Source organism: Micromonospora sp. WMMD1082 (assembly GCF_029626175.1).
GTDB lineage: Bacteria > Actinomycetota > Actinomycetes > Mycobacteriales > Micromonosporaceae > Micromonospora.
Genome location: NZ_JARUBM010000002.1, coordinates 321,487 through 336,203 on the forward strand (window position 1 = coordinate 321,487; position 14,717 = coordinate 336,203).

A 14,717-nucleotide genomic window follows, 5' to 3' on the forward strand; every position below is an offset into this window, starting at 1 on the left:
GCCCTCGGGCGCGTCGCCCCTCCCCACCCCTAGCCTCCGCGATCTTGCACTTTGTGTCTCCGCAAACGGGGCAAGGCAGGGCAAGAAGGCGACCGAAACTGCAAGATCGCGGGAGTGAGGGGGCGAGGGGGCGGGTGCGGGGGGTTTAGGGGGGTGGGGGGTGGAGGCGGGTTTTCAGGGCCTCGCGGACGATGTCGGGCACGTGGGGGGTGACGTCGCCGCCCCACTTGGCCACGTCCTTGACGAGACTGGAGGAGAGGAAGGAGTAGAGCGGGTTGGTGGGCATGAACAACGTCTCGACCCCGGCGAGGCCGATGTTCATCTGGGCCATCTGCAACTCGTAGTCGAAGTCGCTGACCGCCCGCAGGCCCTTGATCAGCACCGTCGCCCGTTGCGCCCGGCAGAAGTCCACCAGCAGCCCCCGGAAGGACTCCACCCGGACGTTGCCGTAGGAGGCGGTCACCTCGCGGAGCATGTCGATGCGCTCCTCGACGGTGAACAGGCCGCTCTTCGATTGGTTGACCAGCACCCCGACGATCACCTCGTCGAAGAGCCGGCTGGCCCGACCGACGATGTCCAGGTGACCGTTGGTGACCGGGTCAAACGAACCGGGACACACCGCACGTCTCATGATCGGCGACCGTACCAAAGGGTGGTCTCGCCGTACCGGCGACTGCGCTGGCCAGTGACGCCTTCCACCCATTCGACCGGACCGCTACGACCGGACCGCTCCACCACCACCATCGCGTCCGGCGCCAGCCAGCCCTCGTCGACCAGGGCGGTGAGCATGGCGGTCACCGCATCGCCCGGGACCGCGTACGGCGGGTCGGCGAAGACCACGTCGTACGGGCCGCCGTCCGGCCCGGCGGCCAGCACCGTGGCGACCTTGCCGGTGACCAGTCGGGCGGCCGGCGCCGCGCGCAGGGTCGCCACGTTCTCCCGGACCACCCGGGCGGCACGCGGATCGGACTCGACCAGCAGCACGTGCGCGGCGCCCCGGGACAGCGCCTCGAGGCCGACCGCGCCGGAACCCGCGTACAGGTCGGCGAAGCGCGCGCCGTCCAGGTCGATCTCTGCCTGTACGGAGCTGAAGAGCGCCTCCCGGACCCGATCGGAGGTGGGCCGGGTGCCGGCGCCCGGTGGCGCGGCGATCCGCCGGCCGCCGAGGTTGCCGGCGACGATCCGGGTCACCGCCGGCCCCCGAGGATGCGCTCACTCATGACGGCACTCCGCTTCGCTGCGCGCCACCATGAGGCACCATCGCACTGAGCCGATGACTCGCTCGCCCACGCTCGCTCATGCCCCGACGCTACGCGATTCCCACGGCGCGGCCGACGATCGGACGTTGATCTCTCCGCAGTCAGCTGAGGACGTTCCGTGTATGGAAGATCACGGATTTACAACATCATCCTTAGGTCCCGCTGAAGGCTATGGCGCACCGCGCCGGATCTATAAGGTCTGCCGCGTGCCGGTCGCGGGGTGCGTCTCCAACCGCCCGCCTGGCATAGCCCTCGAACTTTCCTGTCAGGAGTAGACGTGAGTCGTCTCAACTTCCGGCGTGTCGCGGCGGCAGCCGCCGGCGCGCTGATCGGCCTCGCCGGCGTCGCCACGGTCGCCGCGCCGGCCAGCGCCCACCACCCCATCATCAAGGGCGTCGGCTGCAAGCTCGCCAACGGTGAGGTGAAGGTCGAATGGACCGTCACGAACAGCGAGCGGCAGTGGGTTGCCGAGGTGGCCTCGGTCTCCACGCCGTCCGGCACTCCGGTCACCAACATTGTCGTCGGCGCCGTACTGCCGAAGGCGGGCGAGGGCGCCCTGATCGGCGAGCAGGTCGTGCCGAGTCGCCAGCGGGCCAACCTGACGGTGAAGGCCGTCTGGAAGAAGGACCGGCAGACCGTCACGAACACCCAGACCGGTACGGCCAAGGTTGTCGGCAAGTGCGCGGAGCCGGAGCCCACGCCGACCCCGACGGAGGAGCCGAGCCCGGAACCGACCCCGACGGAGGAGCCGAGCCCGGAGCCCACCCCGACGGAGGAGCCGACCCCGACCCCCGAGCCGACGACCCCGTCGCCGAGCCCGAGCCAGCCGGAGGTGCCGGAGCCGGGTGAGCCGACCTTCGAGCTCACCGAGACCTGCGACGAGCTCGTCTTCCTGATCAACAACCCGGCCGACGGCATCGCCTTCTCGGTCACCCTGACCTCCGAGAAGGGCACGGTCAAGACGCTGGACGCGGTGCCGGGCGAGACCACCTCGGTGAGCTTTGACGCCTACGACGGCCTGGTCGTGACCCCGACCTTCACGGTCGAGGATGAGACCGTCGAGGGCGAGCCGGTGGCGTGGGAGCAGCCGGCGGACTGCGGCAACGGCGGGGGCGGCGGTCTGCCGGTCACCGGTGCCGCGACCGGCGGCATCATCGCCGGAGCCGCCGTGCTGCTGGCCGCGGGCGCGGCCCTGTTCGTGGTGACCCGCCGCCGTCGGCTGCGCTTCACCGCCTGACCCAAGCTGAGCCGAGCCTGATCCGAGGGCGCGTCGACCACCTGGTCGGCGCGCCCTCGTGCGTCAACTGCGAACAGTTGATCGCCCGCGATGGGCCTCTGGGCCTGACCGGCCATGTCGTCGAGCGGGGCCGGTGACGAGTCGACCGGGTGGCACCGGCGCGAATCGGCTCAGGTTCTCGGGCCACGGGCGGGAAAGAGGGCGTGCGGTACGAACCACAGGTAGAACACCATGCCGAGCAGCTCGACCAGCGATTGCATGACGATGACGATCGAGGCGATCTCCCAGCCGGCGGGCAGGGAGAGCGCGAAGGGTAGGACGACGAAGGAGTTGCGGGTCCCGAAGCTGAACGCGAGGGTCCGGCCCTGGGTGGCGGGAAGTCCGAAGATCACACTCATGATCTTGGCCAGGGCGAGGCCGGCGGCCAGGAATGCGAGCGCGGCGATGATCACGACCGGCAGCAGGCCCAGCGCGTCGCGCACGGCGCCGACGTGGGCGGCGGCGACCAGCCCGATGACCAGAGCGAGGAGCGGGACCGGGCCCCAGCCCAGCAGGTCGCGTGCCCGTTCCCGGCCGGGGTCTGCGCGGAACCAGAGTTCGGAGAGGCCGGCCGCGATCAGCGGCGCCACGACGACGACCAGTGCCGGCCAGATGTCCCGCGGTGCGAACACCGCGGAGAACTGACCGCCGGTCATCACCCACAGGTAGAGCGGCAGCAACAGCAGCTGCACCACCAGGTTGAGTGGCGTGACCGCCGTCGCGCGTGCGGTGTCGCCCTTGCCGAGCTGGCTGAAGGTGATGAACCAGTCGGTGCACGGCACCAACAGGACCAGCAGCAGCCCCGTCCGGATAGCTTGATCTTGGGGGAGGAACTGCACCAGGGCCCAGACCAGCAGCGGCAGGATGACGAAGTTGCCGATCAGCGCGGCGGTGAGAAACCGTGTGTCCTTGAACGCCGCAGCGATCGTTGTCAGCGGCACCTGGGTGAAGGTGGCGTAGAGCAGCAGCCCGATGACGGGCCACACCATCGCCTCGAAGGCGTGACCCGCGCCGGGTGCCAGGGTGCCGACGATCAGTCCGCCGAGCACGGCACCGAGATAGCACCACACCTGCCGGCGTTCGAGAGTAGCCCGGGTCACGCGTCCGCCCCTCACCTGCACGAGCGAGTCGTCGTCAGACCCGAACGCGCGAGGCTCACGACGAGGACACTACCGAGACCCTCTCCGGCGCCCCCGAGACGGGCCGATCGACGCAGGCGCAGTCCCCACCAGCGCACCCGGTGCGCTGCCTTCGGACCCGGCGCGACGCCCACCACCAGGCCGCCCCCGCCGCGACGGCCAGACCGACCGCGATCCCGGGCATCGCCCGCGCGGCAGCGGCCCAGCCGGCACCACCGATCAACCCGGCCGCGAGCAGCAGCGGCACCACGCAGCACGCCGCACACGCGAGACCGGCCAGCCCCGTCAACCCGGACGGCAACACCCGACGTGGATCAATCCTCGACACGATCAGCCTCCTTGGTCAGTTCCACGAACGGCAACGGGCAGCATGGGCTGTCCGCACAGGCAACCAGGTCGTCACATCCGGCGGCGACCGCCTCGCGCAACGTGTCCCGGATCACCGACAGGTCGGCGATCTTCTGCTCCACCTCGGCCAGCTTGTCCTGCGCACGAGCCCGCAACCCCGACTCCGGCCGCCGGCCATGCCGGTGGGCACCCACGCTCAGCAGGTCGGCGACCTCGTCCAGGGAGAAGCCGAGCCGCTGAGCGGTCTTGATCACCCGCAGGACCGTGACCGTCTCCGGCGGGTAGAGGCGATGGCCACCCAACGTCCGGTCCGGCTCGGCCACCAGGCCGCGCCGCTCGTAGTAGCGCAGCGTCTGCCGGTTCACCCCCGCGGCCTCGGCCACCTGACCCGACCGCAGCCCCGGACTCACGGCCGGTCACCCCCGGCGCGGGCGGCAAGAGCGTCGAGCACGTCGACGTGCTCCGCCGGCACCGCCACCTCCAGGGCGAGCTGCCCGCCGGTCGCGGTCAGGGTGAAGGTGAAGAACGAGCAGCAACGGGTCTCCCGCACCATCAGGTCCGCCGCCCGCCCGGCGGCCCCGGGCTCGGGCCGCAGTTCCAGCCGTACCCGCATCCGGTCGACCCGCTGCACCCCGACCACGGCCGAGGCGAACATCTCGTCGAACTCGGCCAACCGCAGCGGCTGCTCGGTGGTCGGCAAGGTGCACGCCTGCGGCACCCACGCTCCGCTCACCAGGGCCTTCGTTTCGGTCATGGTGCGACGGTAACCCCGTACCCAGGTACCGGATGCAAGCGTGACCAAGCGGCAGATTGGTCCAGATCGGACAATGGAGCGCGAAGCCGCCGGATGATCACAACCGGTTATCAATGATCTCGAATTCATAACATCATGATTAGGGCTCTCTGTGGGCTGTTTCGCTTCTCACGATCTCGCTAGGGTCTGCCGGGTGTCGGCGCTATCGCCGCCGGCCATCGGCACGGGTGGCACCCTCTCAGGCGCGGCACATGCCGCCGGCGCCGTCCGTCCCACCCGTGCCGGCCCTGACGCTTCTTCACCCCGGGAGTACGCGTGATCCGACCAAAGCTGTCGCTGCGGCGACCGCTGGCTGTCCTGGCAGCCGCCCTCATCGGCATGACCGGAGCAGCGGCGGTGGCCACCCCGGCCGCCGCCCACCACACCACCATCACCGCCACCGCCATCTGTGACCAGCTCAGTGGTGAGCGGGTGATCACGTGGAAGGTGGTCAACAGCGAGCGGGACAAGGCCGCCACGATCAAGAAGGTGACCGCCGCGCCGTCGACCCCGGTGCAGGTGATCGTGCCGGGTGCCGACGCCGTCGACCTGCAGGGCGTCGCGATCACCCGCGGCGGCTTCGTCGAGGCCGTGCAGCGGGTGCCGGGTGACACCTCGGTCGCCACGCTCACCGTCGAGGCGCGGTGGGACAACAAGCGCGAGCAGACCAACAGCGGCACCATCAAGCTCGACCGCGACGCGCCGTGTGCCCCGGCACCGAAGTGCATCGACGCCAGCCAGGCGAAGTACAGCCACACGTTCGACGGCCCGAACGGCAAGGCGACCGTCAAGCTGGCGGGCGACCTGCCGCTGTGCGGCGAGGAGAAGCAGTTCTTCACCCTGGTCTCCTACTTCGCGCCGCGCCCGCAGTTCGCCACCCCGCAGTACGTCTACGGCGCGCCGGACAGCAACTTCCTCGGCGGCACCCAGACCGAGATCGAGCTCAACGTCGGCGTCCCGGACTGCCACACCCAGGTCGACCTGATCTGGGGCGGCGTCGACGAGGTCATCGACCCGCTGGTCGAGGACGGTCCGCGCTACGGTGCCAAGAAGCTCGGCGACAAGGGTGCGCCCGGCAACCGCTCGTCGGGTCCGCCCGGCTGGTACAACGGCGGCAGCAAGAACTGCACCACCCCGGCGTCCACCTTCGCCTCCGCCTGCGACGGCACCGTCACCGTCTCGCTGAGCAACGACGGTTCGATCTCCAAGTACCCGGTGGAGTTCGAGGTCCGGGGCGAGAACGGCTGGTCCAAGTCGGTCACGGTCGACCCGGGCAAGGCCGACAACGAGACCGTGGTGCCCGCCGAGAACGCCGGCAAGATCGAGGTGCTGGTCGACGGCAAGGTCATCGAGAACGGCACGTACTCCTGGGAACGCCCCGAGGACTGCCCGCTGCCGACGGTGACCACCGACGCCGACTGCGAGACCTTCGCGCTGACCGCGTCGAACCCGGAGGGTGGCGTGCCGGTCAAGGTGGAGTTCACCTACGGCGACAAGACCGAGACCCGTACCGTCGAGCCGGGCTCGTCGGAGAAGGTCACCTTCCCGGCCGGTGACGAGGAGACCGCGCTGGTCGTCCTGCCGGAGCTGGGCCTGGAGCTTGAGGTCGTCTACGCGCCCGAGGACTGCGGCGGTGGCGGCGGTGGCGAGGAGCCCCCAGGCCTGCCGGTGACCGGCGCGGCGGCCGGCGGCATCGCCGCGGGCGCGATCGCCCTGCTGGCGGTCGGCGCGGTGCTGTTCGTGATGGCACGGCGGCGGCGGGTTCACTTCACCGCCTGAGAGCCGAGCTGAGCGTTTTCCGCCCCGGTTGCCCGGTCCACGGGCACCGGGGCGGTTCGCGTTTCCCCGGAGAACCGGAGAACGGGTGCCCGCCAGCGGCAGGTGGTCAGCCCTTCTCGAGGAACTCGGCGCGGTCGGCGTCGACCAGCGCGGCGACCGAGGCGGCCAGCGCGGGGTGCCGGGTCAGCTCCGGATCCTCCTCGACCAGCGCGATCGCCTCCGTTCGCGCGTCGCGGATCAGGTCGGCGTCGCGCAGCAACGACAGCAGCCGCAGGTGTGAACGGCGACCGGACTGGGCCGCACCCAGCACGTCGCCCTCCCTCCGCTGCTCCAGATCCAGCTCGGCGAGCTTGAAACCGTCCGAGGTGGAGGCCACCGCGTCCAGTCGCTCCCGCGCGCCGGTGCCCTCGGCCGCCTCGGTCACCAGCAGGCAGAGCCCGGGTGCGCTGCCCCGACCCACCCGACCGCGCAACTGGTGCAGCTGCGAGACCCCGAACCGGTCGGCGTCCAGGACCACCATCATCGTCGCGTTGGGCACGTCCACGCCCACCTCGACCACCGTGGTGGCCACCAGCACGTCCAGGTCGCCGCGAGCGAAGGCGCGCATCACCGCGTCCTTCTCGTCGGCCGGTAACCGGCCGTGCAGGACGCCGAGCCGCAGCCCGTGCAGCGGACCCTCGGCCAGCAGCGGCGCGACCTCGGTCACCGCCAACGGCGGCCGCCGCTCGGTGTCGTCGACGGCCGACAGCTCCTCACCGGCCCCGGCCAGTTCGGTCCCCGGCGACTGCGCGTCCGGCCCGGCGCCCGCATCCCCGATGCGCGGGCAGACCACGTACGCCTGGTGGCCGGCGGCCACCTCCTCGCGCAGCCGCCGCCAGGCGCGGTCGAGGAAGGCCGGCTTCTCGGCGGCCGGCACGACGTGGGAGGCGATCGGCGACCGGCCGCGCGGCAGCTGGGACAGGGTGGAGATCTCCAGGTCGCCGTAGACCGTCATGGCCACCGTACGGGGAATCGGGGTGGCGGTCATGACCAGCACGTGTGGCGGCTGTTCCGCCTTGGCCCGCAGCGCGTCCCGCTGCTCGACCCCGAACCGGTGCTGCTCGTCGACCACCACCAGACCGAGGTCGGCGAAGTCGACCCCCTCGTACAGCAGGGCATGGGTGCCGAGCACGATGCCGGCGGCGCCGCTGGAGACCTCGGCCAGCGCCCGGCGCCGGGCGGCCGCGCCCAGCGACCCGGTGACCAGCTCGACCCGGGTGGCCTGCTCGGCGGCGCCCAGCTCGCCGGCCTGGGCGAGCGGGCCGAGCAGGTCGAGCATGCCGCGATGGTGCTGGGCGGCGAGCACCTCGGTCGGCGCGAGCAGCGCGGCCTGGCCCCCCGCATCGACCACCTGGAGCATGGCCCGCAGCGCCACCACGGTCTTGCCGGAGCCCACCTCCCCCTGGAGCAGCCGGTGCATCGGGTGGCCGGTGGCCAGGTCGGTCGCGATCTCGACGCCCACGGCACGCTGCCCGGCGGTCAGCTCGTAGGGCAGCCGGGCGTCGAACGCGTCGAGCAGGCCGCCCGAGCGCGCCGGGCGGGGGCGCGCGGGCCAGGCGGCGGCGTCGCGCTTGCGCCGCACCAGGGTCACCTGCACGGCGAACGCCTCGTCCCACTTCAGCCGCCGGCGGGCCCGGTACAGCTCCTCCCGGCCGGACGGCCGGTGGATCTCCCGCAGCGCGGTGCCGAGGCCGATCAGGTTCCGGTTGGCCCGCACCGTCGCGGGCAGCGGATCCTCCGGCGGCGCCACGGTGTCCAGCACCACCCGTACGCAGCGGGCGATCACCCAGGTGGGCACGGCCGCGGCGGCCGGGTAGACCGGGATGAGCGCCCCGGCGAACTCCTCGATCCGCTCGTTGGCGGCGGCCTCGGTGTCGGTCTCCTCGCCGAGCAGGACGTACTCCGGCCCGTTCAGCTGCCGCTTGCCCCGGAACTCGGTGACCTTGCCGGCGAACAGCCCCCACCGGCCGGGCCGCAGCTCGCGCTCCCGCCACGCCTGGTTGCCGAAGAAGGTGAGGGTGAGGCTGCCGCCGGAGCCGTCGCCGACGGTCACCTCCAGCAGGTTGCCCCGGCGCTGCCGCATCGGGCGTACGGCGGTGCGCTGCACCTGGGCCAGCACGGTGACCTGCTCGCCGACGTCGAGGGCGCGGATGTCGGTGTGCTCGCCGCGCTCGTCGTAGCGACGCGGGAAGTGGTAGACGAGGTCGCCGGCCGTGTGCAGGTCGAGGTGACCGGCCAGCGCCTTGGCGGTCTTCTCGCCGACCAGCTTCTTCAGCGGGGTGTCCAGGTCGGACGGATCGGCGGTCATTCGACACCTACCAGCAGCGGATGGTGCGGTTGCCCGCCCGGGTACGCCTGCACCTCCACGAAGGGCCAGTGCCCCGCAATGTGCGTCCGCACCGCGTCGGCCAGCCCGTCGGGCGCGTCGGCGCCGACGAGCAGGGTGACCAGCTCGCCGCCGCCGCCGAGCATCCGGTCGACCAGCGCGACGCAGGTGTCGACCAGCTCGGTGCCGATCAGGTGCACCTCCCCCTCGACCAGGGCGAGCACGTCGCCGGCACGACACGGGCCAGCGACGGTGAGCGCCTCGCGGGCGGCCTGGCAGACCTCGGCGTACCGGCAGGCGCCGGCGGCCTCGGCCATCGCGATCACGTCGTCGGCGAAGCGTCGCCGCGGATCACGCACGGCGAGTGCGGCCAGCGCCTGCACCGGCGAGCGCGTCGGCACCACGGCGACCTCCACCCCCAGCCGGTGTGCCTCCTCGGCGACCTGGTTCGCCACGGCCTGCGCATCCGGGTCGTTGGGCAGCACCACCACGCGCGCCGCTCCGGTCGCCCGTACGGCGTCCAGCAGTTCCCCGGTCGACGGGTTGCCGGGCACCACCACCGCGCCCTCGCCGGCGAGGAGTTCGGCGATGCCGGCGCCGGCGGCCACCACGACCGCGGCCCGGCCGTCGGTGGCCGGGACGGGCTGCGGTGCCGGCTGGTCCGCGAAGCGGGTCACCGAGATCTGGTGGGGCCGGCCGGCCACCACGCCGGCCTCGATCGCCGCGCCGACGTCGTTGACGTGCACGTGCACCTGCCAGGTGCCGCCCGAGGCGTTGCCGTCGCCGACGACCACCAGGGAGTCGCCGAGGGCGGCCAGCACGTCACGCAGCTCCCGCACCGCGTCGGGCTCGGCGTCGAGCAGGAACTGCACCTCGTAGGCGTAATCCGTGGAGCCGGCCTCCCGGACGGCGGCGGCCGGCGACGGCACCGCCCGGGGTGCGGGCGCGGGGCGCTCGGGGCTCTCTCCGGTGATCACCTCGACCAGGGCGTCCAGCAGCAGGCACAGCCCCCGGCCGCCGGCGTCGACCACCCCGGCGTGGGCCAGCGCCGGCAGTTGCTCGGGCGTGCGGTCCAGGGCCGTCGCGGCGGCGCCCGCCGCCGCCCTGGCCACCGTCCGCAGCTCGTCGCTGCCGGTCCGCTGGGCAGCGCCGGCCGCGGCGGAGACCACGGAGAGCAGGGTGCCCTCCACCGGGCGGGCGACCGCCGCGTACGCCGCGTCGCTCGCCTCGCGCAGCGCCGCCGCCAACTCCCGGCCCCGCACCGCGGGGGCGGTGGCCAGCGCGTCGGCGAGACCGCGCAGGATCTGCGACAGGATCACCCCGGAGTTGCCCCGCGCGCCGAGCAGGGCGCCCCGGGCCATCAGCCGCAGCGCGTGCCCGTGGGCGGTCGAGGCGCCGTCGGCGTGGGTGTCGAGATCCATCGCCAGGGCCTGCTGCGCCGAGGTGAGGGTGAGCACCAGGTTGGTGCCGGTGTCGCCGTCGGGCACCGGGTAGACGTTCAGCCCGTCGATCTCACCCTGGTGCCGCTTGAGCGCGGCCAGTCCGCTGGCGCACCAGCGGCGCACGGCGGCAGCGTCGAGGGTGTCCAGCACGGTGGAAGCCTACTGGCGTACGCTGACAGTCGCCCGACGCCGGGGCGTGTCCCGCCTCGTCCGGGTCTCCCGCGTGCACGGCCGGGCGGCCACCGGCGTGGCCCGTCGGCCGCCATGGCGACGGTGAGGCCGGTTGGGCAGGTGGACCCGCCATCGGGTAACCTGACCAGGTTGCCCGGGCAGCGCCTGGCGGCGACCTCATGAACGTTTCAATCCCAGGAGTATCCCGTGGCTAGCGTGTGTGACGTCTGTGGCAAGGGGCCGGGCTTCGGCCACAACGTGTCCCACTCGCACCGGCGGACCAACCGCCGCTGGAACCCGAACATCCAGTCGGTGCGCACCCCGGCCGGTGGCGGCACGACCAAGAAGCTGAAGGTCTGCACGTCCTGCATCAAGGCGGGCAAGGTCACCCGCGCCTGACGCGCAACACCGTACGCACCACCGTCACTGCCGGCGGGCCCAGCGGCCCGCCGGCGTCGTCGTGTCCGCACCCGCCCGGCGCGACGACCACCGGCCAGAGGGTGACGACGACCGCCGGTCAGAGGGTACGGCCGAAGGACAGGCAGCCGGGGTGGTCGGCGTAGAAGCCGAAGTTGGGGATCCGCTCGTAGCCGGCCGCCGTGTACATCGCGATCGCCTCCGGCTGCCGGTCACCGCACTCCAGGATGATCCGCTTGCGGCCGTGCTCGCGGGCGGACCGCTCGATGGCGGCCAGCACCGTCCGGGCCACCCCGCGCCCCCGTGCCTGCGGCGCGGTGTACATCCGCTTCAGCTCGGCGGTCTCGCCGTCGCTGCCGTGGCTGCGCCAACCGCCGCAGCCGACCGGTTGCCGGTCGAGGTGGGCGACCAGGAACGCCCCGTCCGGCGGCGCGAACTCGCTCGCGTCGATCGGGGTCTCGTCGCCGCTGCCGCCGTACCGCACGCCCAGGTCGGCAAGGGTGGCGGTGATCAACCGCTGGGCCACCGGCGAGTCGAACGGCACCACGTGGATCTCGATGTCGGGCACCTGTGCAGGGTACGACCCGGCCGGCGCCGCCCGGCGAGGTGGCCGGCGGGACCGGCGGGATCGGCCGGATCAGCGGAAGTGGTCCCACCCGGCCGGGCCGTCGAACGGCCGGCCGTCCACCGTCACCCCGGAACCCTCGGCGACCCGGCCGATCGCCCGCCACCCGGGGGGCAGCGCCGTCGCCGGGGGGAAGGTCGCGGCCAGCGCGTGGTCGTCACCACCGGCCAGCAGCCAGGCGTACGGGTCGACGCCGAGCGCCTGCGCGGCGTCGCGCATCGGCGGCGGCACCTCGAAGGCGTCCCGGGTGATGTCGACCGCCACGCCGCTGGCCCTCGCCAGGTGCCCGAGGTCGGCGAGCAGCCCGTCCGAGACGTCGATCATGGCGGTGGCGCCGAGCCGGCCGGCCAGCGGCCCCGCCGGATACGGCACCTCCGGCCGCCGGTACGCCTCGACCAGCAGCCGGGGGGTCCGGAAGCCCCGGGAGAGCACGGTGAACCCGGCCGCCGCGTACCCGGTGCGGCCGGCCAGAGCGAGCAGGTCCCCGGGGCGGGCACCGGCCCGGGTCACCGGGGGCCGCCCGCCCAGGTCGCCCAGGGCGGTGACCGCGATGGTCAGCGTGGGGCTGGCCGACATGTCCCCGCCGACCACGCTGGCCCCGACACCGGCCGCCTCGGCGCCGAGCCCGTCGGCGAGTTCCTCCACCCAGCCGGTGTCGGCGTCCACGGGCACGCAGAGCGCCACCAGCAGGGCGGTCGGCTCGGCCCCCATCGCCGCCACGTCGGCGAGGTTCGCCGCCGCCGCCCGGCGGCCGATGTCGTGCGCGCCCGACCAGTCCCGGCGGAAGTGCCGCCCCTCGACCAGCACGTCCGTCGTGGCGACCACCCGGGCGTCCGGCGCGGCGACGACCGCGGCGTCGTCACCGGGGCCGAGCAGCACCGTGGCCCCGTACGACAGCCGGGCGGTCACCCGGTCGATCAGACCGAACTCGCCGACACCCACGACACTCCGTCCCGCAAGATCGCTCACCGCTGCTCCTTGACCACCGATAGGGATCGGCCCTGGTCCGTAAGGTACTTTCTCCCTTCGGGCCGCCTGGCGGGCGGCGACGGAGGGAGGTCGAGTCGTGGTACAGGCGTACATCCTCATCCAGACAGAGGTCGGCCGGGCGCGTGACGTGGCCGGTCTCATCGCGGATCTCGCCGGCGTGGTCCGCGTCGACGCGGTCACCGGGCCCTATGACGTGGTCGTGCTCACCGAGGCGAACACCGTCGACGAGCTCGGCAAACTCATCGTCAGCAAGGTGCAGATGGTGCCCGGCATCACCCGTACCCTCACGTGTTCGGTGGTGCGTCTCTAGGTGGACAGGACCTCCGGATCTTCCGTCGCCGAGGCCGACCGCCCGGACGTGCCGGCGGCACCCGACCGCACCAACCGCCGCGCGGCGCTGATCGCCACGGCGGTGGCGGTGCCGGTGGCCCTGCTGGTGGGCGCGCTCGCGCTGACCAACCTCTCCCCCCGCCAGCCCGCCGCCGCACCGGAGGCGTCGCCGACCACGCTCGGCCCGCAGTCCACCGCCCCGGTCGAGATGGCCGCCCCGGCGCTGGCCGAGCGCCCGGCCACCGTCTGCCGCGCCCTGCTGTCGCAACTGCCCGCCTCGATCCGCGACCTGCCGCAACGACCGGTTACCGCGGGGCCCGAGCAGAACGCCGCGTACGGCGACCCGGCGGTGACGGTCGCCTGCGGTGGCGCCGAGCCCGAGGTGCAGCCCGCCGACCACGTCTTCCTGGTCAACTCGGTCTGCTGGCACGCGGTGGAGCGGGCCGACGTGACCGAGCTGACCACGGTTGACCGGGAGAGCGCGGTGACCGTCCGGGTGCCGCACGTGCACGGCGAGGCGTTGCAGTGGCTCTCCCCGATCTCCCACACGATCGTCGCCTCGATCCGCTCGGCCGGCCCGGTGCCCTCCGGCTGCACCGCCTGACCCGGCGACGACCGCCCGCGCCGCACCGTTGAGCCGGGGTGCCGATGACCCCTGGCCGAGGCTGCGGGTCAGTGCTGGCCGGGGCCGCGGGTCAGCGCGGTGCGGATGAGCCGGTCGACCAGCTTCGGGTACTCCAGGCCGGCGGCCGCCCACATCCGCGGGAACATCGACGTCGGCGTGAAGCCGGGCATCGTGTTGATCTCGTTGAGGTAGACGTCCAACTCCGGGGTGACGAAGAAGTCGGCCCGGGCCAGCCCGGAGCAGTCCAGCGCGGTGAAGGCGCGTACGGCGTACTCGCGCACCTGCCGGGTCACCCGCTCCGGCAGGTCGGCCGGGATGTCGTACTCGCAGGCCGACTCGGCGTCGATGTACTTGGCCTCGAAGTCGTAGAAGTCGTAGTCGCCGACCACCCGGACCTCGGCGAGGACGGACGCCTCCGGCATCCCGCCGGCCTCGCCCTCCAGCACGCCGCACTCGATCTCCCGGCCGGCGATCGCGCCCTCCACCAGTACCTTGCTGTCGATCTCCCGAGCGGTGGCGATCGCCGCGTCCAGGTCGGCCCAGTCGGTGACCCTGCTGATGCCGAAGGAGGAGCCGGCGCGGGAGGGCTTGACGAAGACGGGCAGACCCAGCCGCTGCTTGTCCGCCTCGCTGAGCGTCATCCCGCTGCGCAGCACCGCGTACGGGCCGACGGGGATGCCCTCGGCGGCGCAGAGCTTCTTGGTGAACTCCTTGTCCATGGCGGCGGCCGAGGCGAACACCTTCGCCCCGACGTACGGGATGCCGGCCATCTCCAGCATGCCCTGGATGGTGCCGTCCTCGCCGTAGGCGCCGTGCAGCACCGGGAAGACGACGTCCACATCGGCCAGTGCCCGGGGGCCCTCGGTGGGGTCGAGCACGAGCAGGCCGTTGCCGGTGGGGTCGGCGCGCAGCACGATGTCGGTGCCGGACTCGGCGGTGATCTCCGGCAGGCGGCGGGAGTTGATCGCCAACTGGGCGGGATCGCCGCTGGTGAGCACCCACTGGCCCGCCCGCGTGATGCCGACCGGCACCACCTCGAACTCGTCCGGGTCCAGGGCGCCGAGCACGCTGCCGGCGCTGACGCACGAGATGCCGTGTTCCGGGCTACGGCCGCCGAAGACGATCGCCACGCGGGTCTTGCCTGGGGTGGTCACTGCG

16 protein-coding genes are annotated in these 14,717 nt (G+C 72.8%); 5 read left to right on the forward strand and 11 right to left on the reverse strand.

What is annotated here, in order from left to right:
* Positions 1-145: 145 nt before the first annotated feature.
* The gene (coaD, locus tag O7615_RS01555; RefSeq protein WP_278175326.1) at positions 146-631 is read right to left on the reverse strand and encodes a pantetheine-phosphate adenylyltransferase; all 486 of its coding nucleotides are present in this window, start codon (positions 629-631) and stop codon (positions 146-148) included.
* A complete protein-coding gene (gene rsmD / locus O7615_RS01560; RefSeq protein WP_278175328.1) occupies positions 628-1,191 on the reverse strand; it encodes a 16S rRNA (guanine(966)-N(2))-methyltransferase RsmD in 564 nt (187 codons plus the stop codon). Before rsmD ends, coaD begins: the two co-directional genes overlap by 4 nt.
* 345 nt (positions 1,192-1,536) lie before the next feature.
* Here rsmD and O7615_RS01565 point away from each other — a divergent pair, with 345 nt between their 5' ends.
* On the forward strand, positions 1,537-2,496 hold the full coding sequence (locus O7615_RS01565; protein WP_278175330.1) for a cell wall anchor protein: 960 nt from the start codon (positions 1,537-1,539) through the stop codon (positions 2,494-2,496).
* A 170-nt stretch (positions 2,497-2,666) separates the two neighbouring features.
* On the opposite strand, the gene O7615_RS01570 is transcribed toward O7615_RS01565, so the two are convergent.
* From O7615_RS01570 to O7615_RS01585, 4 genes are read right to left on the reverse strand one after another with little or no spacing between them, the layout of a single operon-like run.
* The gene (locus tag O7615_RS01570; RefSeq protein WP_278175332.1) at positions 2,667-3,635 is read right to left on the reverse strand and encodes a hypothetical protein; all 969 of its coding nucleotides are present in this window, start codon (positions 3,633-3,635) and stop codon (positions 2,667-2,669) included.
* Positions 3,636-3,690: 55 nt separating this feature from the next.
* On the reverse strand, positions 3,691-4,002 hold the full coding sequence (locus tag O7615_RS01575) for a hypothetical protein (RefSeq protein ID WP_278175333.1): 312 nt from the start codon (positions 4,000-4,002) through the stop codon (positions 3,691-3,693).
* The gene (locus tag O7615_RS01580) at positions 3,989-4,432 is read right to left on the reverse strand and encodes a MerR family transcriptional regulator (protein WP_278175334.1); all 444 of its coding nucleotides are present in this window, start codon (positions 4,430-4,432) and stop codon (positions 3,989-3,991) included. The genes O7615_RS01575 and O7615_RS01580 overlap by 14 nt, the downstream gene beginning before the upstream one ends.
* Positions 4,429-4,776 carry a hypothetical protein gene (locus O7615_RS01585; RefSeq protein ID WP_278175335.1) on the reverse strand — a complete coding sequence of 116 codons (348 nt, stop codon included), beginning with the start codon at positions 4,774-4,776 and terminating at the stop codon, positions 4,429-4,431. Before O7615_RS01585 ends, O7615_RS01580 begins: the two co-directional genes overlap by 4 nt.
* 315 nt (positions 4,777-5,091) lie before the next feature.
* Here O7615_RS01585 and O7615_RS01590 point away from each other — a divergent pair, with 315 nt between their 5' ends.
* Entirely contained in the window at positions 5,092-6,594 is a 1,503-nt protein-coding gene (locus O7615_RS01590; protein WP_278175336.1) for a cell wall anchor protein, read from the forward strand.
* A gap of 106 nt (positions 6,595-6,700) precedes the next feature.
* Here O7615_RS01590 and recG read toward each other — a convergent pair whose 3' ends face one another.
* Both recG and O7615_RS01600 read right to left on the reverse strand, forming a co-directional pair.
* The gene (gene recG, locus O7615_RS01595; RefSeq protein ID WP_278175337.1) at positions 6,701-8,941 is read right to left on the reverse strand and encodes an ATP-dependent DNA helicase RecG; all 2,241 of its coding nucleotides are present in this window, start codon (positions 8,939-8,941) and stop codon (positions 6,701-6,703) included.
* Positions 8,938-10,551: a DAK2 domain-containing protein gene (locus O7615_RS01600; protein ID WP_278175339.1), complete on the reverse strand. Its 1,614-nt coding sequence runs from the start codon at positions 10,549-10,551 to the stop codon at positions 8,938-8,940. The genes recG and O7615_RS01600 overlap by 4 nt, the downstream gene beginning before the upstream one ends.
* Before the next feature lie 228 nt (positions 10,552-10,779).
* Here O7615_RS01600 and rpmB point away from each other — a divergent pair, with 228 nt between their 5' ends.
* Positions 10,780-10,971, forward strand: a complete 192-nt coding sequence (rpmB, locus tag O7615_RS01605) for a 50S ribosomal protein L28 (RefSeq protein WP_007075181.1) — start codon at positions 10,780-10,782, stop codon at positions 10,969-10,971.
* 118 nt (positions 10,972-11,089) lie between these two features.
* Here rpmB and O7615_RS01610 read toward each other — a convergent pair whose 3' ends face one another.
* Entirely contained in the window at positions 11,090-11,557 is a 468-nt protein-coding gene (locus O7615_RS01610) for a GNAT family N-acetyltransferase (protein WP_278175341.1), read from the reverse strand.
* A 69-nt stretch (positions 11,558-11,626) separates the two neighbouring features.
* Positions 11,627-12,583, reverse strand: coding sequence for a thiamine-phosphate kinase (locus tag O7615_RS01615; RefSeq protein ID WP_278175342.1), 957 nt, complete (start codon positions 12,581-12,583; stop codon positions 11,627-11,629).
* Between the two features lie 97 nt (positions 12,584-12,680).
* Here O7615_RS01615 and O7615_RS01620 point away from each other — a divergent pair, with 97 nt between their 5' ends.
* Positions 12,681-12,914, forward strand: a complete 234-nt coding sequence (locus tag O7615_RS01620; protein ID WP_013284547.1) for an Lrp/AsnC ligand binding domain-containing protein — start codon at positions 12,681-12,683, stop codon at positions 12,912-12,914.
* Between the two features lie 48 nt (positions 12,915-12,962).
* Positions 12,963-13,538, forward strand: a complete 576-nt coding sequence (locus O7615_RS01625; protein WP_278181947.1) for a DUF3515 family protein — start codon at positions 12,963-12,965, stop codon at positions 13,536-13,538.
* Between the two features lie 68 nt (positions 13,539-13,606).
* Here O7615_RS01625 and O7615_RS01630 read toward each other — a convergent pair whose 3' ends face one another.
* Complete coding sequence (locus O7615_RS01630) at positions 13,607-14,713, reverse strand: D-alanine--D-alanine ligase family protein (protein WP_278175343.1); 1,107 nt, start codon at positions 14,711-14,713, stop codon at positions 13,607-13,609.
* Positions 14,714-14,717: the final 4 nt, after the last annotated feature.

Excerpts from the sequence above, each read along its gene's own strand:
- O7615_RS01585 (WP_278175335.1), bottom strand. The coding sequence starts at position 4,776 with ATGACCGAAACGAAGGCCCTGGTGAGCGGAGCGTGGGTGCCGCAGGCG.
- coaD (WP_278175326.1), bottom strand. The coding sequence starts at position 631 with ATGAGACGTGCGGTGTGTCCCGGTTCGTTTGACCCGGTCACCAACGGT.
- recG (WP_278175337.1), bottom strand. The coding sequence starts at position 8,941 with ATGACCGCCGATCCGTCCGACCTGGACACCCCGCTGAAGAAGCTGGTC.